Origin of the sequence: Pseudomonas sp. B21-041 (assembly GCF_024748675.1) — a bacterium.
GTDB classification, from domain to species: domain Bacteria; phylum Pseudomonadota; class Gammaproteobacteria; order Pseudomonadales; family Pseudomonadaceae; genus Aquipseudomonas; species Aquipseudomonas neuropathica.
On record NZ_CP087175.1, the window covers coordinates 1,917,384 to 1,942,464 of the forward strand.

The 25,081-nt window shown below is 57.8% G+C and carries 21 protein-coding genes, 4 tRNA genes and 1 pseudogene; 13 read left to right on the plus strand and 13 right to left on the minus strand.

The window, feature by feature from the left end; all coding sequences use genetic code 11:
* Window positions 1-59: 59 nt before the first annotated feature.
* From sugE to rdgC, 3 genes are all read right to left on the minus strand, one after another.
* Window positions 60-374, minus strand: a complete 315-nt coding sequence (sugE, locus tag LOY43_RS08550; protein WP_003223093.1) for a quaternary ammonium compound efflux SMR transporter SugE — start codon at window positions 372-374, stop codon at window positions 60-62.
* Window positions 375-492: 118 nt separating this feature from the next.
* Window positions 493-1,458 (minus strand): bile acid:sodium symporter family protein, encoded by a 966-nt coding sequence (locus LOY43_RS08555; RefSeq protein ID WP_160056940.1) that lies wholly within the window; start codon window positions 1,456-1,458, stop codon window positions 493-495.
* A gap of 161 nt (window positions 1,459-1,619) precedes the next feature.
* The gene (rdgC, locus tag LOY43_RS08560) at window positions 1,620-2,540 is read right to left on the minus strand and encodes a recombination-associated protein RdgC (protein ID WP_064390914.1); all 921 of its coding nucleotides are present in this window, start codon (window positions 2,538-2,540) and stop codon (window positions 1,620-1,622) included.
* A gap of 159 nt (window positions 2,541-2,699) precedes the next feature.
* Here rdgC and LOY43_RS08565 point away from each other — a divergent pair.
* The 4 genes from LOY43_RS08565 to LOY43_RS08580 all read left to right on the plus strand — a co-directional run bounded on the left by LOY43_RS08565 (window position 2,700) and on the right by LOY43_RS08580 (window position 3,234).
* A tRNA-Val gene (locus tag LOY43_RS08565) sits at window positions 2,700-2,775 on the plus strand.
* A gap of 19 nt (window positions 2,776-2,794) precedes the next feature.
* A tRNA-Asp gene (locus tag LOY43_RS08570) sits at window positions 2,795-2,871 on the plus strand.
* A gap of 191 nt (window positions 2,872-3,062) precedes the next feature.
* Window positions 3,063-3,138: transfer RNA gene (locus tag LOY43_RS08575), tRNA-Val, on the plus strand.
* 19 nt (window positions 3,139-3,157) lie between these two features.
* Window positions 3,158-3,234 (plus strand) — tRNA-Asp (locus LOY43_RS08580).
* A gap of 114 nt (window positions 3,235-3,348) precedes the next feature.
* Here the strand turns inward: LOY43_RS08580 and LOY43_RS08585 are convergent.
* Window positions 3,349-4,515 carry a catalase family protein gene (locus tag LOY43_RS08585; protein WP_095051097.1) on the minus strand — a complete coding sequence of 389 codons (1,167 nt, stop codon included), beginning with the start codon at window positions 4,513-4,515 and terminating at the stop codon, window positions 3,349-3,351.
* Entirely contained in the window at window positions 4,512-6,320 is a 1,809-nt protein-coding gene (locus LOY43_RS08590; protein WP_258709464.1) for a di-heme-cytochrome C peroxidase, read from the minus strand. The genes LOY43_RS08585 and LOY43_RS08590 overlap by 4 nt, the downstream gene beginning before the upstream one ends.
* Window positions 6,321-6,590: 270 nt before the next feature.
* Here LOY43_RS08590 and LOY43_RS08595 point away from each other — a divergent pair, with 270 nt between their 5' ends.
* The 8 genes and pseudogenes from LOY43_RS08595 to LOY43_RS08625 all read left to right on the plus strand — a co-directional run bounded on the left by LOY43_RS08595 (window position 6,591) and on the right by LOY43_RS08625 (window position 14,675).
* Entirely contained in the window at window positions 6,591-7,307 is a 717-nt protein-coding gene (locus LOY43_RS08595; protein WP_007919751.1) for an FKBP-type peptidyl-prolyl cis-trans isomerase, read from the plus strand.
* 294 nt (window positions 7,308-7,601) lie between these two features.
* On the plus strand, window positions 7,602-8,057 hold the full coding sequence (locus tag LOY43_RS08600; protein ID WP_095051099.1) for a YkvA family protein: 456 nt from the start codon (window positions 7,602-7,604) through the stop codon (window positions 8,055-8,057).
* A gap of 112 nt (window positions 8,058-8,169) precedes the next feature.
* Window positions 8,170-8,511, plus strand: a complete 342-nt coding sequence (locus tag LOY43_RS08605) for a helix-turn-helix transcriptional regulator (RefSeq protein ID WP_095051100.1) — start codon at window positions 8,170-8,172, stop codon at window positions 8,509-8,511.
* A complete protein-coding gene (locus LOY43_RS08610; protein ID WP_003223109.1) occupies window positions 8,508-8,879 on the plus strand; it encodes a hypothetical protein in 372 nt (123 codons plus the stop codon). Before LOY43_RS08605 ends, LOY43_RS08610 begins: the two co-directional genes overlap by 4 nt.
* A complete protein-coding gene (locus tag LOY43_RS08615) occupies window positions 8,880-9,287 on the plus strand; it encodes a tetratricopeptide repeat protein (RefSeq protein ID WP_095051101.1) in 408 nt (135 codons plus the stop codon).
* 241 nt (window positions 9,288-9,528) lie between these two features.
* Window positions 9,529-13,834, plus strand: a pseudogene (locus LOY43_RS08620) (RHS repeat-associated core domain-containing protein); the annotation flags it as partial.
* Between the two features lie 38 nt (window positions 13,835-13,872).
* Window positions 13,873-14,301 (plus strand): hypothetical protein, encoded by a 429-nt coding sequence (locus LOY43_RS28820; RefSeq protein WP_408980848.1) that lies wholly within the window; start codon window positions 13,873-13,875, stop codon window positions 14,299-14,301.
* Entirely contained in the window at window positions 14,298-14,675 is a 378-nt protein-coding gene (locus tag LOY43_RS08625; RefSeq protein WP_134175106.1) for a hypothetical protein, read from the plus strand. The genes LOY43_RS28820 and LOY43_RS08625 overlap by 4 nt, the downstream gene beginning before the upstream one ends.
* Window positions 14,676-14,711: 36 nt before the next feature.
* On the opposite strand, the gene LOY43_RS08630 is transcribed toward LOY43_RS08625, so the two are convergent.
* The 3 genes from LOY43_RS08630 to LOY43_RS08640 form a co-directional block, all read right to left on the minus strand.
* Window positions 14,712-16,508 (minus strand): bifunctional diguanylate cyclase/phosphodiesterase, encoded by a 1,797-nt coding sequence (locus tag LOY43_RS08630; RefSeq protein ID WP_258709465.1) that lies wholly within the window; start codon window positions 16,506-16,508, stop codon window positions 14,712-14,714.
* Window positions 16,509-16,659: 151 nt separating this feature from the next.
* Window positions 16,660-17,484, minus strand: a complete 825-nt coding sequence (locus LOY43_RS08635) for a hypothetical protein (protein WP_258709466.1) — start codon at window positions 17,482-17,484, stop codon at window positions 16,660-16,662.
* A 108-nt stretch (window positions 17,485-17,592) separates the two neighbouring features.
* Window positions 17,593-19,677: a carboxy terminal-processing peptidase gene (locus LOY43_RS08640; RefSeq protein WP_258709467.1), complete on the minus strand. Its 2,085-nt coding sequence runs from the start codon at window positions 19,675-19,677 to the stop codon at window positions 17,593-17,595.
* 138 nt (window positions 19,678-19,815) lie between these two features.
* Between LOY43_RS08640 and LOY43_RS08645 the strand changes: the two genes are divergently transcribed.
* Complete coding sequence (locus LOY43_RS08645) at window positions 19,816-20,778, plus strand: zinc-binding dehydrogenase (protein WP_095050905.1); 963 nt, start codon at window positions 19,816-19,818, stop codon at window positions 20,776-20,778.
* A 145-nt stretch (window positions 20,779-20,923) separates the two neighbouring features.
* Here the strand turns inward: LOY43_RS08645 and LOY43_RS08650 are convergent, their stop codons facing one another.
* Genes LOY43_RS08650 through LOY43_RS08670 form a run of 5 tightly spaced genes read right to left on the minus strand, consistent with a single transcriptional unit; the run spans window position 20,924 to window position 25,033 of the window.
* Entirely contained in the window at window positions 20,924-21,577 is a 654-nt protein-coding gene (locus LOY43_RS08650; protein ID WP_095124942.1) for an HAD family phosphatase, read from the minus strand.
* A 34-nt stretch (window positions 21,578-21,611) separates the two neighbouring features.
* A complete protein-coding gene (locus tag LOY43_RS08655; RefSeq protein WP_127926393.1) occupies window positions 21,612-22,601 on the minus strand; it encodes an ABC transporter ATP-binding protein in 990 nt (329 codons plus the stop codon).
* Window positions 22,598-23,398: an ABC transporter permease gene (locus tag LOY43_RS08660; protein ID WP_258709468.1), complete on the minus strand. Its 801-nt coding sequence runs from the start codon at window positions 23,396-23,398 to the stop codon at window positions 22,598-22,600. The genes LOY43_RS08655 and LOY43_RS08660 overlap by 4 nt, the downstream gene beginning before the upstream one ends.
* Window positions 23,385-24,221 carry an ABC transporter permease subunit gene (locus tag LOY43_RS08665; RefSeq protein ID WP_172604543.1) on the minus strand — a complete coding sequence of 279 codons (837 nt, stop codon included), beginning with the start codon at window positions 24,219-24,221 and terminating at the stop codon, window positions 23,385-23,387. Before LOY43_RS08665 ends, LOY43_RS08660 begins: the two co-directional genes overlap by 14 nt.
* A 5-nt stretch (window positions 24,222-24,226) precedes the next feature.
* The gene (locus LOY43_RS08670; protein ID WP_095050908.1) at window positions 24,227-25,033 is read right to left on the minus strand and encodes an alkaline phosphatase family protein; all 807 of its coding nucleotides are present in this window, start codon (window positions 25,031-25,033) and stop codon (window positions 24,227-24,229) included.
* Window positions 25,034-25,081: the final 48 nt, after the last annotated feature.

Sequence of the window (25,081 nt, forward strand, 5' to 3'; positions counted from 1 at the left end):
TCCGTCAGAGGAATACGATCAACTGTGGGAGCGAGCCTGCTCGCGAAAGCGGTAGTGGCTTAAGCGCTGACCTTAAGCCCAATCAACCCGGTAATGATCAACGCCACACTGGCCAGCCGAATCAACGCCATCGACTCGCCAAACAGGATGATTCCGGCAATCACCGTGCCCACCGCACCGACGCCGGTCCAGATCGCATAGGCGGTGCCCAACGGCAATTCCTTCATCGCAAGGCCGAGCAGGCCAAGGCTGATGGCCATGGCCGCAACGGTCAGAACGGTGGGGAGCGGGCGGGTGAAACCGTCGGTGTATTTCAGGCCGACGGCCCAGCCGACTTCAAACAGGCCGGCGAAAAACAGAATGATCCAGGACATGAAAGACCTCCATCGATAGACGGGGTCGTCCCCAGATTAATGACTCGATCGAGCCGCAGGGTCGTCCCCGCGTTGCGCGCTAGTTTGACCAGCATTAACCCGGGATCAAGTTTCGAGGTCAGTCAGCCGCTTGCTGCGCCAGTGTCTCGCGATCTTCCTTTTCACTCATGCGCCGGAAGTACGTCGACAGCAGGGCGCCGGAAATATTGTGCCAGACGCTGAACAGCGCGCTCGGCACCGCTGCCAATGGCGAAAAATGCGCACTGGCCAACGCGGCGCCCAATCCCGAATTCTGCATGCCCACTTCCAGTGCCAGCGACTTGCGTTGGGCCAGCGGCAGCTTGAACAGGCGTCCGGTGAAGTAGCCCAGCAGATAACCGAAGCTGTTGTGCAACATCACTACGGCCATGATCAGCAGGCCGGATTCGGCGATTTTCGCTTGGCTGGCGGCCACCACGGCGGTGACGATGATCACGATGCTGACCACCGACACCAACGGCAACACATCCACTGCGTGGCGCACTTTGTCGCCGAGCAAGCGTTGGGCAACCACGCCGAGAATGATCGGCAGCAACACCACTTGCAGGATTGACCAGAACAGCTCCATGAACGACACCGGCAACCACGCCGAAGCCAATAGCCAGATCAGCGCCGGCGTCAGCAGCGGGGCGAGGAGGGTGGTCACGGCAGCAATGGCCACCGACAACGCCAGATCACCTCGGGCCAGCCAGGTCATCACGTTGGACGAGGTGCCGCTCGGGCAGCAGCCAACCAGAATAACCCCGACGGCGATTTCCGGCGGCAGATGAAACACCTGGCAGAGCAACCACGCCACACCGGGCATGATCACGAAATGTGCAACCACGCCCAGCGCTACGCGCCACGGGTGGCGGGCAACGGCAGCGAAGTCGTCGAGTTTGAGGGTCAGGCCCATGCCGAACATGACAAGCCCGAGCAGCGGTACGATCGCGCTTTTCAGGCCGAGGAACCACGCCGGTTGCAGGAACGCTATCACCGCGAAAATCAGAACCCAGTAAGCGAAGGTATTGCCGACAAAGCGGCTGAGTGCAGCCAGTGCGCGCATGGCTTGTTCCTTATTGTTTGTTACACCACAAAACATTGTGGGAGCTGGCTTGCCAGCGATGGCGGCGTGTCAGACTCCCTATAAGCCATCTGTAACACCGCTATCGCTGGCAAGCCAGCTCCCACATTTGAACCGGTTCCATCAGTTGGAACTGGTTGGATTTAGATCCCCTGCGGAGTCTCTTCCCCACCCAACGCTTCAACCAGCGCTGGCAGGAAATCACCGAAGGTCAGCATCATCAGCGTGAAGCTGGCATCCAGTTGACCCAGCGCCTCGTCGCCACCGTCCTGCTCCGCCTGATCCTGCAACAGATCTTCGAACTTCAGACGTTTGACCGTCATCTTGTCGTCGAGCATGAACGACAGTTTGTCCTGCCAGGCCAGCGACAACTGAGTGACGACTTTGCCAGTGCTCAGGTGCAGCTGGATTTCTTCGCTGGTCAGGTCCTGACGCTTGCAACGCACGATGCCGCCATCTTCGTGGGTGTCGCGCAGTTCGCACTCGTCCAGTACATAGAAGTCATCAGCGGCTTTTTGGGTGGTGACCCAGTCAGTCATGACCGCAGTCGGTGCCATTTTCACGGTCAGCGGACGGACGGGCAGGGTGCCGATCACTTCACGCAGGGTCGACAGCAGGTCTTCGGCACGTTTCGGGCTGGCCGAGTTGACCAGGATCAGACCCTGTTTGGGTGCGATAGCGGCAAAGGTCGACGAGCGACGAATAAAGGCGCGCGGCAGGAACGCCTGGATGATTTCATCCTTGATCTGATCGCGTTCCTTCTTATAGACCTTGCGCATCTGTTCGGCTTCGATCTCTTCGACCTTTTCCTTGACCGCGTCGCGCACGACGCTGCCCGGCAGAATGCGTTCTTCTTTACGCGCGGAAATCAGCAGGAAGTCACCGCTGACGTGCACCAGTGGAGCATCTTCGCCTTTGCCGAACGGCGCGACGAAACCGTAGGTGGTCAACTCCTGGCTTGCACATGGACGCGCCAGTTTGGTGGCCAGTGCAGTTTCCAGCGCCTCGGCATCGACAGGCAGGTCTTGGGTCAGGCGATAGATAAGCAGGTTTTTGAACCACATGGGGTGAGTCTCTCCTTTATACAAAGGGGGGCATTATTGTCTTCGCCGTCCCATAGGCCAACCCTTCTCTAAGCCTTTGGAAGGCCTGAGAAAATTATTTAAAAAAGTGCTTGCCAGAGGTTGGGTCGCTCCGTAGAATGCGCGCCACACCGAAGCGAAGGGTGATTAGCTCAGCTGGGAGAGCGTCTGCCTTACAAGCAGAATGTCGGCGGTTCGATCCCGTCATCACCCACCATTCGTTTCAAGTGTTTAGCGCAGCGGTAGTTCAGTCGGTTAGAATACCGGCCTGTCACGCCGGGGGTCGCGGGTTCGAGTCCCGTCCGCTGCGCCATATTCGGTAACCTGGACCACTGAACGCCAGGTCACCACGGAAAAACCCGCCAAGGCGGGTTTTTTTCTGCTCCAAGGTTGTACCCGCGGGATGTGTCGTTTTACTGGTTTTCGGATTTATTTGAAAAAAAATTCAATTAAATCAACACTTTACGAAAACTTGTGGCATAATGCGTCCCGTAACGAAGCGAAGGGTGATTAGCTCAGCTGGGAGAGCGTCTGCCTTACAAGCAGAATGTCGGCGGTTCGATCCCGTCATCACCCACCATTCGTTTCAAGCGTTTCGCGCAGCGGTAGTTCAGTCGGTTAGAATACCGGCCTGTCACGCCGGGGGTCGCGGGTTCGAGTCCCGTCCGCTGCGCCATATTCGGAATCTGGAACACTGAACGCCAGATTCCACAGAAAGCCCGCCTAGTGCGGGCTTTTTGCTGTCCTGGATTTATTGATTCCATGTCCTCAAAGGTGCTTTGACACCGCTCTACTGCGCGGCATTCTGGCTGTGCCGATAATCGCTCACTGCCTCATACACCGCTTTACGCAAGCGGTTGATTCCGCCAATCGGCCGATGCGCCTCAAGCCCGAACCACGGATTGAACGAAAGATTGTCACACGCCAGATTCAGCGCCGGTGTATCGAAGTCCTGCGGTGGCAGAGTGATCCGCGCTACGGTTTCAAACGGCGAATCCTGCTCGCGCCATTCGATGCTGGTGTCTTCGATCGGCATGTACTTGTTGGCATCCTGACGCTGGATCTGCAGGACGAAACACGCCGGTATCCGGTCCGTCGACAGTTGCTGGTTTAAGGCGCTGCGCAAGAAATTCGGTAAATCATGATTCTGTTTTGGCAGTGTGTAGTCCGGGCAGTTGTCCGGGGCCGGCGCCACCCGAAACTTTGCATTGGCTTCACCAAATTTGTACGGCGATACCGAAAAATAAGTGGTCGCGGTCGGACTGTCCGGCGGCGGTGACAGGGTTGCCAGCGCAATAAACAAATGGCGGACCTGCCATGTGCGCGGGTCCCATCCCGGAAAAAATGCCATGACCTTTTTGCCGTCAGCCTGCGCCGACACGTTCTGACGATACTCGGCGACATCGCTGACAAAAAAGTTCGGGTGGCTGAACATCACAAAATCCTGCTCAGGCTGTGACTGGCGGTTGCCGAGCAGCTGTTTTCCCGAAACGTCCAGCAGTTTGATCGCCATCCCCCGGGCGTCGCGCAGGCTGTCGAACTGTGGATAGGCATTGCCATTGGACAGGCGAATCATCGCTTGCCAGGTTTTTCCGGGCTCACTGAACACGCCCTGTCGCAGCGGTTGCGCCAGTTCCGGCAGCACTTGCACCTGCGCCTTCACGCAGCCATGGGCCTTGGCATGGGCGTCGCGCAGATAACGGGTGCCTTCGCGATGCTGATCGACGATGCGCACGGCGGTCTGGATCACGTCCTGTGTCATCGCCGCTTCGCCAGGCGGAACCTGCTCCAGCGCCGACACCGGGCCGCGGTGATGCCAGGCAAACCATGCTGTGGCGATGGCCCAGCCGAACAGGCCGATGACGAGCGCTATCAACAGAACCTTGCCCAGTACACGACCCAGCCACAACCAGATTCTGGCCAGCAGCGACTGTTCTTTCTTGAAGGTTGAGATCATGGCAGTTGCGCCTCCAGTGGGCCGCCGAGGACTTTCAGGTACTCAAGAAGTGCCCAGCGTTCTTCGGGCTGCAATAGCCGGCCAATCACGCCGTTGCCACGTTCGCCGGCGCGGAACTCATGGCCGCTGTTGTGGTTGCCGGTGATGCGCGTGTCGAACAGGAAGCCATTGGTAAACGCTTCGGTGCGATAACCCAGATGTCGCGGATCGTATTCAACGGTGCCTTTGAAAAAGGTCGTGACGCGTTCATCCTGCGGCGACAGCAACTGATAAATGCTCGGCACTGAACCGTTGTGCAAAAACGGCGCGGTGGCCCAGACACCGGCCAGTGGGCGCGCCTTGTAAGCGACTTTTTCGCGTACGCCGATGGGTAGGCCGAAGCCGTCCAGGCGTGGTTTTTCCTGCGGCGTGACGTTGGCTTCGCGATAGGCGCGGTCTTCGACGAAGGCGGTGACGTAAGCCAAGCCCTTGGCCACCGATAACTGGCTCAAGTCCAGTGGCTCCTTGGGTGTCGGATGCAGCTTGACGTCCATTTTTTCGAGTTCTTTCAGATCCCACTGCAGGGCTGTGAGGTCGAAACGGTGGTTGGCGATATTGTCGGCAGCGGTCGGGTCGGTGCCGATGACAGCGACTGGCAGCATGTGCAAATGCTGCACCCAGCGCTCACCTTCCTGAGTCTGGCGCGGTACGTGACAACCGGCGCAGTTCTCGACAAACAGCGTGCGGCCCTTGGTTGCCAAGGGTTTGTCGATGGCGCCAAACAGATCCTCTGGCCAGGCTGGTGGCTTGAGCCTTTGCAGGGTTTCTTCGATTTTGTGCAGATCACGCACACGCACGCTGGAGGCATAGCGTGCTTCGCCCTGCAGTGGCTGGCCGTTGTCATCGAAAAAATTCAGGGTGGCGCCGACGCCCAACGCTTCACCGATATTGCGTGCCATCGGCTGCTGCGCCGAGCCGTTCCACTGCACCCAGTCGAATGACCACATATCCCAGAGCTGTGGATAATCCACCGGGGCATTGGCCACGCGGTAGTTGGCGGGGGAAATCGCATCGCCAAACGTCGCGTTGGCAATGCGTCCGAAGGCATCGGCGCGGCCGGGGCCTTCTTCGGTCGGGTAGAGGCCGCGATGGGTATCGTTCCAGGCGACTTTGAGGAATGTATTCAGTGAGGTTTTGAAGTCTTTGCGCAATTGCTCGTGACGCGCGTCGTAGTCGTCGCCCAGTACGGTTCTGGCGAAACGTTCGAATTTCCATGGGTTGTAGTAAGTGGAGGTCAGACTTGCCACCAATGCCTGTCCGAAACTGCCGCCGCGCAAAGTAGGCACACTGGACGGCAGCACATGTTGCGCGGTACCCCCGTCAATTCGCACGGCCTGACCTTTGAAGCGCAATTCGCCGGTGTGGCAAGCGGCGCAAGTGATGTCCAGATATTGTTCGGTGCTGCCGGGGTTCTGATGTCGGGCAAAACCGACGGGGAGGTTGCCGGGGTTGGTCGTCGTGGCTTTCTGCTGCGGGTCGATCAGAAAACCGAAACGCGCCAGGTAATCAGGCGAGGCGAAACGTTGCGCCGAGAAGGGCAGTTCCAGCGCCTGGAACCACTCATAGCGCAGGCCTTTGACCTGCGTACCCTGGGGCGTGAAATAGTAGGTTTGCCGGTCTTCGTCACTCCACTGATCGAGGTAATGCACCTGCTCGGCGGGGGTGTAGAAGGGCAGTTTCGGATTGGCGACGTAATACAGGACCACGGCGAGAACCAGTCCCAGCAGCGCGATGATCAGGGTCAGCACACGGAATAAAAGGCGCAAGTTAAACATCCTTGTCGAATTGTTCCGCTGTTATGCCTGAGCCGGACCCGATGCGGCAAGTGGCCATTACGCCAGAAGATGTAAGCAGAGACGCCAGTAATTGTCGGGACAAGATGACAGAAGCTTCATCGTCGCTTCGCCCCAATGCGTTTTAATCCCTGAACTTATCGGAAGATTCCTGCTCTCATGCCGGTAGCCATTGGTCGTGGCGGCCTGATAAGCTCGCGGCTTTACTCGATTGCCCTTTCGGCGCATGAACAAGGAAATAGCATGAAACAGCATCGGTTGGCGGCGGCGGTTGCCCTGGTTAGCCTGGTCCTCGCGGGTTGTGATTCGCAGACCAGCGTAGAGCTGAAAACCCCGGCGCAAAAAGCTTCCTACGGTATCGGCCTGAACATGGGCAAGAGCCTGGCTCAGGAAGGCATGGATGATCTGGACTCCAAAGCGGTAGCCCAGGGCATCGAAGATGCCGTCGGCAAGAAAGAACAGAAGCTGAAAGATGAAGAACTGGTCGAAGCCTTCGCCGCGCTGCAGAAGCGTGCTGAAGAGCGTATGGCCAAGATGAGCGAAGAGTCGGCAGCCGCCGGCAAGAAATTCCTCGAAGAAAATGGCAAGAAAGCAGGTGTGACGACCACCGCTTCCGGCCTGCAGTATGAAGTCGTCAAGAAAGCTGATGGCCCACAGCCTAAGCCGACTGACGTAGTGACCGTTCACTACACCGGCAAGCTGACCAACGGCACCGTCTTCGACAGCTCCGTCGAGCGCGGCAGCCCGATCGATCTGCCGGTGAGCGGCGTGATCCCGGGTTGGGTTGAAGGTCTGCAACTGATGCACGTTGGCGAGAAGTACAAACTGTACATCCCTAGCGATCTGGCTTACGGCGCTCAGTCGCCAAGCCCGGCAATCCCGGCCAACTCGGTTCTGGTCTTCGACCTGGAACTGCTGGCCATCAAGGATCCAGCTAAAGAAGCCGCTGCTGCCAAGTAATCGGTAACGGGTCTGACAACAACGCCTCGCTTATGCGGGGCGTTGTTGCATCTGGACCCTGCCAAGGGTAAACAGAGCGAACCGATGGCGGTCGAGAGAGTCATAGCCAATGAGACTGCCATCGCTAGCCGCCCTGAGCAGCCAAGTCAATGAAATATTGGGGTTTTTTATGTGAGTAAAAAACGCCCGATCTGAGCGCAGCCCTTATGAAACGGGGCTTTCAGCGCTGAAATGCAGCTCTGTTCACAAGGTTATCCACAATTTGTGTGGATAACATTTCAACGGGAGGAATAGATGAAAGCTCCGTGGAATTTCGCTCGATTCCTGCCCTTGGCCGGCCGTCTGTTGGCGCGTGGCCGTTTACCGACCTTACTGTTTGCGGTTGCCAGCAAAGGCGCCGCGCAAGGCAATCGTCTCGGTAAACTCAAGGACGATTTACGCTTGCTTCAGGCATTGTGCCTGGCCTACTGGCGCGGCGAGTACCGCGCTATCAGTGGCAAAGCCCTGGTGTCGGTGGTGGCGGGTTTGATGTACTTCCTCAGTCCGGTGGATGCGATTCCAGATTTCATTCCCGTGTTTGGCATGTTCGACGACATCGCCGTCCTCGCCTGGCTGATGAAAACCCTCGACGATGAACTCAATGCGTTTCGCCTGTGGCGTAACCGTCAGCAACCGGAAAAACTGGCAGTCGTCGAACGCCTGCCGGATACCCCCGAACAACTGCAACTACAGGGGCCGAAAAAAACCTGATTCTCAGCACCCACCTACAGATAGATACCCCCCGCGACCTTGGCCGCTGTTAGGATTACACTTCTAGGGAAAAGTGCCGACTCGCTAAGTGTTGTTGTCCTACGGGGTAGTCATGGATATTCAGATAATTGCACGCGATGGCGAACCCGAATACGCGGTTCTGCCGTGGGCTCAGTATCAGGCTCTACTAAAAGCAGCAGGCATCAACGAAACACCGTCGCGTCCGGCAGCCACGCCGCTCACGGCCTCACCAGACGCGATACTTCCAGGTCTGGATCAACTACGCAGTTTGCGCGAAGGGAAGGGCATCGCCATTGAGGCGCTGGCCCGCACGGTAGGCATCAGCCCGTCTTATCTGGCCATGATCGAAAGTGGCGAGCGTCAGCCCGACGCCGCGATTCGCCGCAGCCTGGCCTGGGAATTGACGGTGCCAGGGTGGAGGGATGAATCGTGAGCGTACGCATCAGTCGTCAACATTGGGACGGATTGCTCGGGGAACTTGATCAGGCGCGTCGCCAGCGCCATCTGCTGACTTATCGGGCGTTGCTCGAGCGGTTGCAATTGCCGACGCCGGCCATGCAAACCCTGACGGCCGCGCTTGAACATCTGGCCGCGCTGGATGCCAAGGCCGAACAACCGTTGCGCAGTTCGCTGGTGATCAGCCAGGGCGCCAGTCGCCTGCCGCGCACAGGTTTCTTCGAATGTGTTGAACGTCTGGGGCGTTTTTCCGGGCCATCCGACGGCGTTGCCGCGGCTTCCTGGCATGCCTCGGAAGTGGTCAGGGTCTTCGAGTACGAGTACCCGGAATCGGCAGAGGCCTGAGTGTTTTTACGACTCAAGGCGCGGGCCAGTTACTGGCTGGCCCGCAGGCTGTTTCACTGGTCGTGGTTTGTCCGCCAACCGCGAGGCTGGCGCTGGCTTGAAGGGCAGTTTGCGCGCATGGCCAACCTTGGCGATGTTGGTGCACAAAGCTTCTACGGGCACATCCTGACCTTTCGTGGTGTCGGCCTGGGTGCACGTGAAGAAGGTGTTCGCCTGTTGCGGCTGGCCGCGCTCGCGGGTGATGGCAAAGCGGCTTATCAGGTCGGCGTGATCAGTTTGGCCGGAACGCCGAGCAAACCGCCGGATCCTGTCGAAGCCGCCCGCTGGTGGGGCATGGCGGCCAAAGCCGGACACCCGTTGGCGGAGCTCAAATTGAAAGAGCTGAGTACTCGCGACTCAACACTGTAAATCCATTTGTGTCTGCCCGAACAAACGCGGCGTGAGGTTTTCCTCACGCCGCGTTTGCGTTTTTGCGCGCCTGTTTATCTGTGAGCTGTTTTTTACAGACAAGTCCTACAGTCATCGCCTACTTGCCTGACTTCTTTCCCGATTGATCCCCCGCACAGTTCCCGCGCCTAATTTTTTTGCGCGAGGGAACGCCCATGTTTGATCCGCTTATCCAGTCCACTTCGCCCATCCGCGTGCGTTGATGGACGCCGTCACCCGCATCGAGCAAGCACTCGACAGCTTTCCCGACACCCTCAGCGTTTACCGCGAACAGCTCAAACATTGGGCCAATCGCGCGGCGGAGGAGGTCAGCCACGCGGCGGATCTGCCGTCACTGATGGGCATGGAGCGGATCATTCGCTTCGGCTCCGATAGCACTGCCGTCAGCAGCACCGACAACGCGTTTTTCTCCGGTGTCGTCCAGTGCCCGAAGAGTGGCCCGATGCTGATCGAAAGCAAATTCGAGTCGGTCTACGACATTCCGCTGGGCAACATCGTGGTCGATGTGATCGCCATGAACAGTGGCGAAACCGCCCCCATCACCCTTGATGCGCAAGGCAAAGGCTCATTCAAAGGAATACCTGGCAAGTTCTACCGGGTGCAGGTGCACAGCGCTGTCACTTCGGGTCAGGTCGAGGACCTGTTCAAAGCCTATGACGGCCTGACCGCGGAGCTGGATGGCTGGCTGCGCAGTGAATGGCAGAGTTTCAAGCCACAGTGGTCGCAGTCGGTGGCGACGGCGGCGGGCAACGGCATGCTGGCCGGGAGTTGGGCGGCGATCGAGGGCGTGTGGGACAGCATTGGTTTGCTCTCGGACATCCTCAAGGATCCCGGTCAGTTTGCTGAGCGCTTGGGCAGTGGCGCGGCGGATCTGATCGAGCTGGCGAAAACCGCGCCCGAGGTCATGGAGAAGCTGCAACTGCTGGTCAGTGACGAGGCGGCGCTGTGTCTATTGCTGCGCACTGCCAGCTTTTGGCTGGAGATGCTGCCACCCAGTGAAATCGCCGGCAAAACTGCTGAAGCGGCGTCGATGATGATGGTCCAGTTGCTCATCGATGTGCTGATCAGCGTCGTCTTGACGTTCGTCAGTGGTGGCGCAGGCATCGCTTATCTGACGCTGCGTCTGGCGGATCGCGCCGTGCAATTGCTCTCGGCGGTAAAGCGTTTGGTGAAGGCGATGTTTGGCATCGTCGAAGGGTTCATCAAATACGTCGATCAATACAAAACCGTTGCCGCCCGTGGCATCGCCGCCGGGGTGAAAAAAGGCCGGATGCAATTGCGCTGGGATGCGCAGCGCAACACCTTGTTGAAGAAAGACGAGCATCACGACGACTCGCCGGATCAGGCGAAAAACCCCAACGGCGACAGCGCCGATTGCGTGCCGCGCACCTGCACCAACGGCTGCCCGGTGTCGATGGTCACCGGCGAAGAACTGCTGACCCTGACTGATGCGGTGCTCGATGGCGTATTGCCGTTTGAGTTCACGCGGTTGTATCGCTCCAGCGCCGCCGAAATCGATGTCGGGTTGGGGTTTGGCTGGAGTCATTCGCTGGCGCATCGGCTGGAATTTGCCGGCGACGAGGTTGTTTGGGTCGATCACGAAAACCGGCGTACCCGTTTTCCGTTGCCGAGCGTTGAGCGGCCGGCGATTCACAACAGTTTGTCGCGGGCGGCGATTTTTCTGGGCGATGAGCCGGAAGAGCTGATCCTCGCGCTGGCCGGGGACACCGCGCGGTTTTATCACTTTCGCGCAGGACGGCTGACGGCGATCAGCGATGCCTATGGCAATCGTCTGACGGTGCAGCGCGATCGCTCTGACCGTGTGCAGCGACTGGATAACGGCGCCGGGCGTTCGCTGCTGTTGCGCTATGAGCAGGCGCAGTTGGTCGGGGTCGATTACCAGGTGTTTCGCGAAGGTGACTGGGGCACCGAACAGGCGCTGGTCAGTTACAGCTACGACGCTTATCAACACCTGATCGAAGCCACTAACGCCGTTGGTGACAGCGAGCGTTACGACTACGACGACGCTCACGTGATTCTGCAGCGGCAACTGGCCGGCGGCGCGAGCTTCTTCTGGGAGTGGGAGCGGTCGGGGAAAGCCGCGCGCTGCGTGCGTCACTGGGCATCGTTCTCGCAGATGGACACGCGCTACGTCTGGAACGATGACGGCAGTGTCGCGGTGCATTATGTCGATGGCACCGAAGAGACCTACGTCCACGACGAGCGTGCGCGGCTGGTGCGTCAAGTCTCGGCGGATGGTGGCGAGCAACTCAAGGCCTATGACGATGCCGGGCGCTTGATCGCCGAGCAGGATGCCTTGGGCGCTGTCACCGAATACCGCTACGACGAGGTCGGACGGCTGATCGCGCTGATTCCGCCGGACGAGGCGCCCACGTCCTACGAGTATCGCAACGGTTTCCTGCATCGGCGTTCGCGCGGCGAGGCGGTGTGGATCTACCGGCGCAATGCCGAGGGTGACGTCACCGAAGCGGTCGACCCCGACGGTCAGGTCACCCATTACTACTACGACACCCGGGGGCAATTGCTGTCGATCCGTTATCCGGACAGCAGCCGGCATCGTTTGGTCTGGAACAGCCTTGGCCAGTTGACCGAGGAAACCCTGCCCGATGGTGGCGTGCGGCGCTTTTCCTACGATGCACTGGGGCGGCGGACCACAACTGCGGACGAACACGGTGCGGTCACCCGGCAACATTGGGATGCCGTTGGCCGACTGATTCAGACGACATTTCCTGGCGGCAGCACCCGCGCCTACAGCTACGGCGCCTACGGTCAGGTCACCGCCGAGCGCGATGAACAGGGGCACATCACCCGTTATGAGTATGACGACGATCTGCACCTGGTTTCGCGGCGGATCAACCCCGACGGCACGCGGGTGCAGTACCGCTACGACCATGCGCAACTGCTGCTCACCGAGATTGAAAACGAATCCGGGGAAAAGTATCGGCTGGATTACACGCACCACCGGGCTGATTCGTCAGGAAAGCGGTTTTGACGGCCGCCGCACCGCGTACGCCTATGACCTCAACGGCCATCTGCTGGAGAAGACCGAGTTCGGTGATGACGGCTCTTGTTTGCTCACCGCTTATGAGCGCGATGCTGCCGGGCCGGTTACTCGTCAAAACCCTGCCCGACGGCATCAAGGTCAGTTACCAGTACGACCGTCTCGGTCGTCTGATCGGTGTCGACGACGGCCAGCAACACCCTTTGGCCTTCGAGTACGACCGTCAGGACCGGCTGATCACCGAGCATCAGGGCTGGGGCACCCTGCGTTACCGTTACGACGCCTGCGGCCAGCTCAAACGCATGCGTCTGCCGGACAACAGCGTGCTCGACTACCGCCACGCCAAGGGCGGCGCGCTGAACGGGATTGACCTCAACGGCACGCCGTTGACCCGCCATGTCTATCAGTCCGGTCGCGAACTGCAACGCCAACAAGGTCTGCTGCTCAGCGAATACTCCTACGACGATCAAGGACGATTACTCGCCCACGCCGTAGGCCATCAGCGCGATGCCCTGTACCGCCGCGATTATGCCTACAGCGCCAACGGCAATCTCGCGCACATCGCCGACACCCGCCACGGCCAGCGCACCTACGGCTACGACGCCCTCGACCGGCTGATCCGCGTACGTCACTCGCGCGACGAACTGCCGGAATCCTTCGCCCACGACCCGGCCGGCAACCTGCTGATGCAGGACCGCCCTGGCCCGAGCCAGATAAAGGGCAATCGCCTGCTGATGCAAGGCGATCGTCATTACGACTACGACGCCTTCGGCAACCTGATCCGCGAACGTCGCGGCCGCGCGCAGACACTCGTCACTGAATACCGCTACGACTGCCAGCACCGCCTGATCGGCCTGACCCGCCCGGACGGCCAGACCGCCAGTTACCAATACGACGCCTTCGGCCGGCGTATCCGCAAAATCGTCGACGGCGAGATCACCGAGTTCTTCTGGCAGGGCGACCACCTCGTCGCCGAAAGCAGCGAAAGCGAATACCGCAGCTACGTCTACGAACCCGGCACCTTCCGTCCGCTGGCGTTGCTCGACGGCAAAGGCCCGAAAAAAGCCTGTCCCGTTCTACTACCAACTCGACCACCTCGGCACCCCGCAGGAACTCACCGACTACAGCGGCGACATCGTCTGGTCCGCGCAATACGACGCCTACGGCAAAGTCGCCGCCCTGACCCTGGCCGGCGACGACTACCTGAACCAGCCGCTGCGCTTTCAGGGGCAGTACTTCGACGGGGAAAGCGGGCTGCATTACAACCGGCACCGGTATTACGACCCGAGGTTGGGGCGGTATCTGACGCCGGATCCGATCAAGTTGGCGGGTGGGTTGAATCAGTACCAGTACGTGCCGAATCCGACGGGGTGGGTGGATCCGTTGGGGTTGAACTCCAACTGCCCGCCGCCGAATAAGCCTGGGTGTGAGGTGCCGGGTGGAAGTGATGGGGCTAAGGTTGATGAGGGGGAGCCCGCCCTGCCGGAGATGTCGGCGCAGGAACGGCGAGCGAGGATTGATGACTTGGCGGAGGCAAATGCTTTTAGGCGTTTGGATGAAATGGAGAAAGCCACACCAGGCGCACACTTCGTAGAAAAACATGGCAAACAAACCACATTGGCCTCTCAGCAAGAACGTTCAGTGACGGGAAGAAATCCATCGACCGGAGTCATAGAGCTTTACACCAATGGAAGGCGAGCAGGGCAGCCAAAAATTCCCAGTGCAGCCACTCACTTTTTTAGTAATCGAGACCAACTGAACGCCATACATCGTGCCCAGCTTATTTTTAGGCGGAACGGACAGATCGCGTCGAAGGAGCCAATGAATATGGGCAAAATTGTAGGTGAAGGGTACAAGAGGGGGGGAGTCATTTACGGACAGCAAACACATGCGGTAGTAATTCTTGATAGAGCTGGCAAGCCGATAACCTCTTATACGGAATTTATGGAATGAAACGTAAACCTGAGTATTTTGTTTTGCGTGGTCTGCTGTTTCTATTTGATATAGAAAATACTGACGACGACGCTCGTGAAAAAATCATTGTTTCAAAGAACGTGAATGATAAGAAGGAGCTTGCCGAGCTATTCGATATTCTTATGAAGCCTGAGTTTCTCTCTTATAGCGTTGAAGAGCGCGAGTGGTGTGTTGAAACTTTGAAACACTATTTGGACGTCGATGATGACTTTGATGCGGTATTCACGAAAATCACCACCTATTTCGATGATGATGTAGAGGATCAACGGCAGTTTATGCAGGTTTTGTTGAATTGTTTATTGAGGTATCAAATCGAAAATCTAAAGGTTGACCCAGTAAAGAATTTTGATTGAGCTGCCTCTTCGCGCGGCCAGAGGGTTTGGCAGCTTTCAGGAATCAACATTGGCCAATAGCTGCGATTGGCGCAGGGCGGGCGCGGCAAGACTATCAATCAAATGCACGCTACACCCCGGAACATTCTTCGCATGATGCTTCGCCTGCGAAGCCATTTCCGCGAGTTGACTGGCATCCAGGTGTGCGCAAGCCTCGGGATGCAAATGCACCACGCCAATGGAAAGCGACAACAACGGAAACTCCTGCCGCACCCCTTGGCGATTCGGCGCAATAAAACATCCCGCCTCAAGGTGTTCAGGCCGGTAGAACCGTCGGCATTGGCTCTGAAAGTCATCAAGCAGTTGATTGAGTCGTTTGCGCCAGTCTTCAGGGCCAAGGACGAGGAGGAAGTCGTCGCCGCCGATATGGCCAACGAAGTCGCGGCTCGGGTCTACCCGCTCGTTCAGGCATTGCGCCAGGCACAGCAAAACTTCATCACCACGCCCGTAGCCATAGATATCGTTGAAGGGTTTGAAACTGTCGATGTCGACATAGCAGATGACCGACTCGCGCCCCTGCTGCAGCAACCGCGTCAGGCATTGCTGGATCGGCACATTCCCCGGCAACAAAGTCAGCGGATTGGCATACCGCGCCTGTTGAATCTTCAACTCGGTGATCAGTTTAAGCACGTCGATCACCCGGCCAAGACCCAGGTAGCCGCCGTTAAGAGTAATGATGAAGTCTTCTTCAATGCGTTGCCGCGCGCGGCTGGTGATCAGGCGACTGACCTGTTGCAGTGACTGGCTCATTTCCACGGCGAGGAAATCGTCGTTCATCAGGCGGCTGATCGGTTTACGGGCGAACAGGTCGGTGGCGAAAGGTTTGAGCAGGGCATCCGACAACGAGTGGCGGTGGACGATGCCGCAGGGTTGACCTTGTTCGTCGAGTACTGCCAGTGAGTTGAGGTTGGCCTGGCGGCGGAAGGCTTCCAGCACGGTGGCGGTGGGTGTGTCGCGATGCACGGCCGGTTGGTCGTTGAGCAGGGCGCTGAGGTCACTGCCTTCGTCGTTCAGCGCAACGCTGCTGCTGTCGTGTTTGGGCATCAAGGCGCGGGCATCGCGCGGTGGGTGTTCTTGGGGGCGGCCAAGCAGGTAGCCCTGCACCAGATCGACGCCCATTTCCGTCAGCACCGCGAGTTCTTCCGGCAACTCGATGCCTTCGGCAATGACTTGTGCGCGTGAGGCTTTGGCGATTTGCAGGATCGAGCCGACGAACTCGCGCTTCAACGCATCTTGATGAATGCCATCGATGAAGTGCCGATCGATCTTCACATAATCCGGGCGCAGTTCCGACCATAACCGCAAGCTCGAATAGCCGGCACCGAGATCATCCAGCGCAATGGAAAAACCCATGGCCCGATAGTGATGCAAGGCGGTTTGCAGCAACTGAAAATCGTCGATGGGCGTCTGTTCAGTCAGCTCGATCACTACCTGACTGGGCGGAATGCCGAAATCCTGCAGCAACTGCAACGTGCGCCCCGGTTGATGCGCGGCTTCAAGCAAGGATTCCGGCGAGACGTTGAGAAAGAGTTTGCCCGGCAGTTGCTGCTCGTTGAAGCGGCGGCAAGCGCTCTGGCGGCAGGCGATCTCGAGTTCGCTCAAACGCCCGGCCTGACGGGCCACGGCGAACAGCGCGATGGGCGAGTGAAGAGGGCTGTTGGAAGGGCCGCGAGTGAGGGCTTCGTAACCGAGGATGCGCCGTTCCGAGAGGCTGATGATCGGTTGGAACAGGCTGTGTAAACCGCTTTGAGTCAGGATCGAGCTCAAGGCACTCAGCTGTTCGGTCGTGGTCATGGCAATCTCTGGCGATAAAAAAAGGACTGGGAGCGCTCTCGATGAAGAGAGTGGCTCCCAGTCCTTTATTGCACGACAGAATGATGACTGTTTGATGACTAATTTGGATTTTAGCTACGGAAATAGTGAGCTCTGGGCAATCTCATCAATGCTATTTTTTTTTCGGCGAAGTAGGCACGGTTTCCGCAGAGGATTTTTCTAAACACGCGATGCTAAGAGATAGTGCATCATGTGGGGAAAATATTATTAGTCCAGAACCATCGATTGATGCAACAGTGTGTTCGCTCGTTTGAAATATGGTTTCATTACTTTCAACTAAAATCGGAGTTCCAAACTTCTCGGTAAATATTTTTATCAAGGTTTCCTGTTTTTTTAGAGCGGATTTTTTTTCCTCTTCTTCAGTTGGTATAGGTCGTGATTGATCACCAGTTAAGTAGTCGTCAAATAGTGTTTTGTAGTGGAAGAAGGCCTTGTTTACAAGGTTGGTTTCATTGCATTGGAATTGATAGTATGTAATTCGACTGAATAGACTATCTGAAATGTCGGTCGAGCTGAAAATCCTTTTTTCTGTGTAATCGGTGTTTTTGTATATAACGGGTACTTTGGTGTAATCATCGAAAATTTTGATTTCGCGAAACCCTTTCGGAAATGGATTTTCGGCGGAAAATCTGTCTTCTTCTTGAAGTCTAATCACCTTTTTTTCGAGTTCATTCTTGGAAGCCTCAAGGTTGATTATTTTTGACTCAAGTCGACTGGTGAGCGTGGCTGTCTTACTTGCGTTATCATTTTTTATATTGGTGTTTTTCTCGACGCTTTCTTTGAGCTCGTTTTGAGTTGATGTCAAAGTGTTTGTTAGTTCTATGATTTTATTGTTGTTCTGTTTTTCATATATTGGGACTATGTATTGATGAAATATAGCTATTGTTGCTGCGATGGCAGACGCGCCGACAAATAATGGGTGCTTTGTGAATTCCATTTTATCCGCACTTGACTAGTGAGTTGGAGTTTAAAAAAACAGGGCTAATAAAACTAGCCCTGATTTTTATTTCGAAGGATGGGGAAACTTGAACGTTTAAATCGCCCTCTACTTCTTGGCCACCTGATTGCTCAGCTTCAGGTAATCCAGCAGCACGCGCCCGGTTTCGCTCAGGTAAGCATCGTCTTCCGGTTTGACCTTGTCCGGGTCAGCGGCCGCAAGGGCGTCTTCGTCTTCTTTCTTCAGTTCTTTGAGCGGCTCTTCGCCTTTGGCCTTGCGACGGATGTTTTCCATCACTAGTTGCTTGGCGTCGATGTCGTTGTGCTGGGCACGGCGTTCGGCTTCGTTGAGGCTGACGGTTTTTTCTTCCATCAGTTTCTGCGCCAGGGCGAGCTTGTCACGGATGAACACGAACTCGGCATCCTTGGCGGTGCGCGTGTCATGCTCGGACTTGAGCTGCGCCAGGAACGGCTTGAACGGATCGGCCGCCGGTTTGATCGCTGCGCGGATGGTGTCCCACGGCATGGCTTCCGGCAGTGCGCTCTCGCCGATTTCCTTGGTGTCGATCAGCGACGGGTAGTCGATGTCCGGCAACACGCCCTGATGCTGGGTGCTCTGACCGGAAACCCGGTAGAACTTGGCCAGAGTCAGCTTCAGTTCGCCATGGTTCAGCGGCTGAATGGTCTGCACGGTGCCTTTACCGAAGGTCTGGCCACCGATGATCAGCGCGCGGTGGTAGTCCTGCATGGCGCCGGCGAAGATCTCCGAAGCCGAGGCGGACAAGCGGTTGACCAGCAACGCCATCGGACCTTTGTAGAACGCGCCCGGGTTTTCATCTTCGAGGACGTCGACACGGCCATCGGCATTACGCACGAGGACGGTCGGCCCCTTGTCGATAAACAGACTGGTCAGCTCCGTGGCTTCCTGCAGGGAACCGCCGCCGTTGTTGCGCAGGTCGATGACCACGCCGTCGACTTTGTCTTTCTGCAGTTCGGTCAGCAGTTTCTTGACGTCGCGAGTGGTGCTCTTGTAGTCCGGATCACCAGCGCGGAACGCCTTGAAGTCGAGGTAGAAGGCCGGGATCTCGATCACGCCGAGTTTGTAGTCCTTGCCGTCCTGTTTCAGGTTGAGCACGGACTTCTTCACGGCCTGGTCTTCAAGCTTCACCGCTTCACGGGTGATCGGCACGATCTTGGTGGTCTGGTCGTTCGGCGCATTGCTTGCCGGAATCACTTCCAGACGCACCACGGTGCCTTTCGGGCCACGGATCAGCTTGACCACTTCGTCCAGACGCCAGCCGACCACGTCGACCATCTCTTTGTTGCCTTGGGCAACACCGATGATCTTGTCGGCCGGGGCAACCTGTTTGGTCTTGTCAGCCGGGCCTGCCGGCACCAGACGCACGACCTTGACCTGGTCGTTGTCGCTCTGCAACACGGCACCGATGCCCTCGAGGGACAGGCTCATGTTGATGTCGAAGTTTTCCGCGTTATCCGGCGACAGATAGTTGGTGTGCGGATCGTACGACATGGCGAAGGTGTTGATGTACGCCTGGAAGATATCTTCCGGACGGGTCTGGTCCAGGCGCGCCAACTGGTTCTTGTAGCGCTTGGTCAGGGTTTCCTGGATCTGCTTCGGCTCTTTGCCGGCGATCTTCATCCGCAGCACTTCGTCCTTGACGCGTTTGCGCCACAGGTCGTCGAGTTCAGCGGTGGATTTGAGCCAAGGTGCGTCCTTGCGATCAATCAGCAAGGTCTCCTTGGTGGTGAAGTCCATCTTGTCGACGCCTTTGTTCAGCTCGGCAAGGGCGAAGTCCAGACGCGACTTTACGCGGTCCAGATAGCGCTTGTAGATGGTGAACCCGGCGTTGAGGTCGCCGCTTTTGAGGAAGTCGTCGAACTGGGTCTTCCACTTGTCGAATTCGGTGATGTCGCTGGCCATGAAGTAGCTGCGCGACGGATCCAGCAGCTTGAGGTAGCTGTCGTAGATGATCACCGAGCGCGCATCGTCGAGCGGCGGCTTGCTGTAGTGGTGACGCTTGAGCAACTCGACGACGTTCAGGCTGGCGATGACTTCATCGCGATCAGGCTGCAACTTGTCCCAGCTGTTGGCTGCGAATGTAGTGCCCGACACCGGCAACAAACCGATACCGATGAAAAGAGCGAGGGCGGTGCTGGGGAGCAAATGCTTCATGCTGATTCGACGCGGGGACAATTGATAACGCATATTAGGCCGTCTTTGAAGTCGCCGGTTCTACGAGAGCCGGTCGCATAATGCAAAAAGCCCGGCGCTACAGCTTCGGGCTCAGTCCAGACTCACTATGGAGGCACTGTGAAGGCATTGCAAGGCGTTGACGGTCAAGTGGCATGGGTTGAAGAGCCGAGTCCTACGTGCGATGTAGGACAAGTCCGCATCCGAGTGGCGGCAGCGGGCCTCAATCGCGCCGATTTATTACAGAAAGCAGGGCTTTATCCGCCCCCACCAGGTGCCAGCCAAGTGCTTGGGCTTGAGTGCTCCGGGGTGATCAGCGAGGTCGGCGCCGGCAGTGCCTGGCAGGTTGGCGATAGGGTTTGCGCCCTGCTGGCCGGGGGTGGCATGGCCGAAGAGGTAGTCGTCGACGGCCGGCATGTGCTGCCGGTTCCCGAAGGCGTCTCGCTGATCGAGGCCGCCGCATTGCCTGAGGTTTATGCAACAGTCTGGCTGAATGTGTTTCAACTTGCGGCGCTCAAACCGGGTGAGAAAGTTCTCCTGCATGCCGGCGCAAGTGGAATCGGTTCAGCCGCCATTCAGTTGTGCAAGGCGTTCGGCAATCCATGTTGGGTAAGCGTCGGTTCGGCCGAGCGTTTGGCCTACTGTGAGGCGCTGGGTGCGCAGGGCGGGGTGCTGCGCACCGATGATCTGGAGAGCCTGCGTGATTTCGGGCCGTTCAATGTGATTCTCGATCCGGTCGGCGGCAATTATTCGGCGCTGAACCTCAAACTGATGGCGCTGGACGGCCGTTGGGTGTTGATCGGTTTGATGGGTGGCCGTGAGGCCAAACTGGATCTGGCGCAGGTCTTGGCCAAGCGTGTGCAACTGCTGGGCTCGACGTTGCGCAGTCGTGACGATCAGTTCAAGGCGGATCTGTTGAGTGATCTGGGCCAGCAGGTGTGGCCGTTGTTTGCCGAAGGGCGGTTGAGTCCGCAGTTGGCCAAGGCGTTTGCGGTGAAGGATGCCGAGGCGGCGTTTACGGAGCTGGCGAGCAACAAGGTGGCTGGCAAACTGGTGTTGGTGATTGACGAAAGTCTGAGCTGAGACCAGGGCAAAAAGCCCCTCACCCTAACCCTCTCCCAAAGGGAGAGGGGACTGACTGAGTTGTTCTGTCGAGGTACATCGACCTGACACATGGTGTCGAACTCGGGTTCGGAATGTCAGCCTGCAATTGCAGATTAAATCTTTGTCATTTCCACAGGTGGATTGGCCAGCCGGCTTTTTCGGCGTGCTCCAGAAGCACTGGATCCGGATTCACCACGTGTGGGAAATCCACCTTCAGCAACAACGGCAAATCATTACGCGAGTCGGAATAGAAACTCGCACCCTCCAGGTTTTCCTCTTCAGCATCCAGCCATTCCAGCAAACGCGTGATCTTGCCTTCGCGGTAGGTCAGGGTGCCGACGGTGTGGCCGCTGTAAACGCCATGGGCGACTTCCAGTTCAATCCCCAGAACTTCATCAATGCCCAATCGATCGGCAATCGGTCTGACCAGATGCGTGCCCGACGCCGAGATCACCAGAATCCGGTCTCCCGCCTTGCGGTGGGCGGCGATGGTCTTGGTCGCGTCGCTGAAGATGATCGGTTCGATAAAGTCTTCCACCCACGGCCCGACCAGATGATCGACTTCTTCTGGCGTACGGCCGATCAGCGGTTCGAGGCTGAACTCCATGTACTCTTCCATGCGCAATTTGCCATGGCTGTAGGCGTCCATCAGTTCGTTGTTCTTGCGCATGAACGACTCGGGATCGACCCAGCCCAGGCGCCCCATCTGCTCGCTCCAGAGGGTGGCGCAGTCGCCGTGGATCAAGGTTTCGTCCAGATCAAAAATTGCCAGGGCCATCAGTGCAGTTCTCTCTTCAACGTCAGCAAAGTCATCAGGCTACCTCACACAGGGCCGTTGGATCGATGGAAAGCGCCAGTCGCTGACCGTCGGGATGGAGATCGGCCGCCGAGCGGTTGAGCACATCCACCACCAGTTCCACGCCGCGCGCTTCGATCCGGTAACGGATGACGTTGCCGAGCAGGCTGTGGCTGCGGATCTGCGCGTCGAGTTCGCCGTTGAGGCTCAGTTCGATGGCTTCCGGGCGAATGGCGATGCGGTGGCTGATCGGGCGCTGCAGCAGCTTCGACGCATCGTCGGCATCGAGCAGGTTGTAGTTGCCGATGAAGCCTGCGGCGAACACATCGACCGGTGCGGTGTACAGGGTTTCGGCATCGCCGCTCTGGACGATTTTTCCCTGATTCATCAGGAAAATCCGGTCAGACATGGTCAGCGCTTCTTCCTGATCGTGGGTGACGAAAATAGTGGTCAGGCCGAGTTCGCGCTGGATCTGCCGGATCTGTTCGCGCAGGTGCTTACGAATCCGTGCATCGAGCGCCGACAGCGGCTCGTCCAGCAGCAACAAACGCGGACGTGTCACCAGTGAACGGGCAAGGGCAACCCGCTGGCATTGACCACCGGATAACTGATGCGGATAGCGGCTGGCGAAGTCGTTCAGTTCAACCAGTTTCAACACTTCCGAAACGCGTTTATGGCTGTCGTCGGCATTGACCTTCTGCATGCGCAAACCGAAGGCGACGTTTTGCTCGACGGTCATGTTGGGGAACAGCGCATAGCTCTGAAACACCATGCCGATCCCGCGTTTCTGCGGACTCAACGGCACGATATCGACGCCATCCAGCAGGATCTTGCCGCCATCCACTGGCGTCAGTCCGGCAATGCAACGCAGCAGGGTGGATTTGCCGCAACCGGAGGGGCCGAGCAGGGTGACGAATTCACCCTTGTTGATTTCGCAGTCGATATCGCTGAACACGGTGGTGCCGGCGTAACTTTTCTGCAGGTGTTGGACGCTGACATAGCTCATTCGCTTTTGTCCTTGTTCAAGATGTTGGCGATCCAGGTCAGGACCAGCACGAAAAAGAAATACGAAATAACCAGCGCGCTGGTGAAGTGGCCGCTGCTGTTGCGCATGTTGTTCAGATACACCTGCAGGGTTTCGTAGCGGGTGCCGACGAGGATGTTGGCAAACACGAACTCACCGAACAGGAACGAGAACGACAGCAGCAACGCGACCATCAGGCCTTTGCGCAGGTTCGGCAGCACCACCAGAAACGCTGCCTGAACGGTGCTGGCGCCGAGCAGTTGCGCAGCGTCCATCAGGTCGCGCAGGTTGATCGCTTGCAGGTTGTTGGTGATTGCCCGGTACATGAACGGCAGCGCCACGGTGAAGTAGCAACCGATCAGAATCCACGGCGTGCCAACCATCGCCATCGGCCCGGAACCGTAGAGCTGCAACAGGCCCACCGATGACACCACCGGCGGCACCGCGAAGGGCAGCAGGATGAGGATGTTCATCAGCGCATCGAGTTTTGGAAAGTGGTAATGCACCACGAACAGCAGCGGCAGGATCAGCACGACTGAAAGCACCAGCGCGCCAACGCACACCAGCAATGACTGGCCGAATGCGTGCAGGAAACGCGGATCGCTCCACAACTGGATGTACCACTTGAAGGTGAAGCCGCTGGGCAGAATGGTCGCCGACCAACTGCTGGCGATCGAATAAACCAGCGTGCCCACGAGTGGTAGCAAGAGGATCGCGAACAGCAGGTAAACCACGACGCGGTGGTAGAGGCCGGCCGGGCCGGATTCAGCGCGAGACATGGTAGCTCCTCTTCAACAGCAGTTGATGCACGACGGTGACGATGGTCATCAGCGCCACCAGCACCACGGCCAACGCGCTGGCCAGATTTGGATCGAGGGAAATATCGCCGGAGACCATCGCAGCAATACGGATCGGCAGGACGTTGAAGTTGCCCGTCGTCAGCGCATACACCGTGGCGTACGCACCGAGGGCATTGGCCAGCAGGATCACGAAGGTGCCGAGCAACGCCGGGGTCAGCACCGGCAAACCGATGTGTCGCCAGAACTGCCAGCCGTTGGCGCCGAGCAACGCGGCCGACTCGCGCCAGTCTTCACGCAAGGCGTCGAAGGCCGGGTAGAGCAGCAGCACGCCAAGAGGAATCTGGAAATAGGTGTAGAGGATGATCAGCCCGGTTTTCGAGTACAGGTTGAAATCCTGAATGATCCCCGACTGCTTCAACATGATGGTTATGCTGCCGTTGAAACCGAGCAGGATGATGAACGCGAAGGCCAGAGGCACCCCCGCGAAGTTGCTGGTCATGTTGGCGAAGGCGTTGACGAAGTTGCGCAATTTCGAGTCGACCCGGCGCAGCGAATACGCACCGAGTACTGCGATGATGATGCCGAACACACTCGACCAGAAACTAATCTCCAGGCTGTACTGAATCGCCTGCAAGTAAAATTTCGAGCTGAAGATTTTGCTGAAGTTGGCGAAGCCCCAGCCGAACTCTTCCGATTGCAAGCTGTTGATCATCACCCAGACCAGCGGGGCGATTTCAAAGACGATAAAGAACAGCGCGAAGGGCACCAGGCACAGCGCCGCCAGCCATTTGCCGCGAGTCATCGAGTTCACTTGAGCAACTCCCGGCACACAGGTTTGTCGTGGGGCACGCCGAGCAGTTCGCAGACGGTGCCGCAGATTTCGGTCTGCTTGGGTGCGGCGCCAGCGTCGAGGCTGAACGCGTCACCGAGGACAAACAGCGGCACCTGGCGTTCTTCCGGCAACAGGCCGTTGTGCGAGCGATCGTTGTTCATGCCGTGATCGGCGGTCACCAATACCTGATAGCCCGCGTCGAGCCAGCTTTGCAGATAGTCGGCAAGGATGATGTCGGCGAAGCGCGCGCTGTTGCGGTATTGCGAAGAGTCGAGGCCGTGCTTATGCCCGGCGTCGTCGATGTTCATCGGGTGGATCAACAGGAAATTCGGATCGTGGCGCAGGCGCAGGTTTTCCGCGTCGGCGAACAGATGCGAATCCGGGTAGTGATCGCTCCAGTAGAAATGCCCGTGCTGGATCGGCAGCGACAAATTGTCGGTGTGGCGGTCGCGGGCGGCTACGAACGGCGAACGGTTATACAACTCGCTAACCCAGTGATACGCCGCTGCAGCAGTCTTCAGACCGGCATCGCGGGCGTAGTGATAAATGCTGCGCTGATTGGACAAGCGCGAGACGTTGTTGTGGACGATGCCGCTGTCGATCGGCGGCACGCCGGTGAGGATGCATTCATAAAGCGGTCGGGACAGGGCCGGCAGTTCGCACTCCAACTGGTAGAGCGCGGCGCGTCCTGCGCCAACATAAGCCTGCAGATGCCCCATGGCGTGACGCGCGACCTCGTAGTTGAGGCCGTCGAGCACGACAAGGATGACGTTGTGCTTCATAGGGGCAAAAACTCCGCGAAACAGGAAATTTCAGATTCAGCCGAGATC

What these genes read in the sequence shown, in the direction of transcription:
- LOY43_RS08665 (WP_172604543.1), bottom strand. Translation starts at nt 24,221, where the DNA reads ATGACTCGCGGCAAATGGCTGGCGGCGCTGTGCCTGGTGCCCTTCGCG.
- LOY43_RS08585 (WP_095051097.1), bottom strand. Translation starts at nt 4,515, where the DNA reads ATGATCTCAACCTTCAAGAAAGAACAGTCGCTGCTGGCCAGAATCTGG.
- LOY43_RS08630 (WP_258709465.1), bottom strand. Translation starts at nt 16,508, where the DNA reads ATGACCACGACCGAACAGCTGAGTGCCTTGAGCTCGATCCTGACTCAA.
- sugE (WP_003223093.1), bottom strand. Translation starts at nt 374, where the DNA reads ATGTCCTGGATCATTCTGTTTTTCGCCGGCCTGTTTGAAGTCGGCTGG.
- LOY43_RS08600 (WP_095051099.1), top strand. Translation starts at nt 7,602, where the DNA reads ATGAAAGCTCCGTGGAATTTCGCTCGATTCCTGCCCTTGGCCGGCCGT.
- LOY43_RS08635 (WP_258709466.1), bottom strand. Translation starts at nt 17,484, where the DNA reads ATGGAATTCACAAAGCACCCATTATTTGTCGGCGCGTCTGCCATCGCA.
- LOY43_RS08655 (WP_127926393.1), bottom strand. Translation starts at nt 22,601, where the DNA reads ATGAGCTATGTCAGCGTCCAACACCTGCAGAAAAGTTACGCCGGCACC.
- LOY43_RS08625 (WP_134175106.1), top strand. Translation starts at nt 14,298, where the DNA reads ATGAAACGTAAACCTGAGTATTTTGTTTTGCGTGGTCTGCTGTTTCTA.
- LOY43_RS08660 (WP_258709468.1), bottom strand. Translation starts at nt 23,398, where the DNA reads ATGTCTCGCGCTGAATCCGGCCCGGCCGGCCTCTACCACCGCGTCGTG.
- LOY43_RS08640 (WP_258709467.1), bottom strand. Translation starts at nt 19,677, where the DNA reads ATGAAGCATTTGCTCCCCAGCACCGCCCTCGCTCTTTTCATCGGTATC.
- LOY43_RS08595 (WP_007919751.1), top strand. Translation starts at nt 6,591, where the DNA reads ATGAAACAGCATCGGTTGGCGGCGGCGGTTGCCCTGGTTAGCCTGGTC.
- LOY43_RS08555 (WP_160056940.1), bottom strand. Translation starts at nt 1,458, where the DNA reads ATGCGCGCACTGGCTGCACTCAGCCGCTTTGTCGGCAATACCTTCGCT.
- LOY43_RS08670 (WP_095050908.1), bottom strand. Translation starts at nt 25,033, where the DNA reads ATGAAGCACAACGTCATCCTTGTCGTGCTCGACGGCCTCAACTACGAG.
- rdgC (WP_064390914.1), bottom strand. Translation starts at nt 2,540, where the DNA reads ATGTGGTTCAAAAACCTGCTTATCTATCGCCTGACCCAAGACCTGCCT.
- LOY43_RS08650 (WP_095124942.1), bottom strand. Translation starts at nt 21,577, where the DNA reads ATGGCCCTGGCAATTTTTGATCTGGACGAAACCTTGATCCACGGCGAC.
- LOY43_RS08605 (WP_095051100.1), top strand. Translation starts at nt 8,170, where the DNA reads ATGGATATTCAGATAATTGCACGCGATGGCGAACCCGAATACGCGGTT.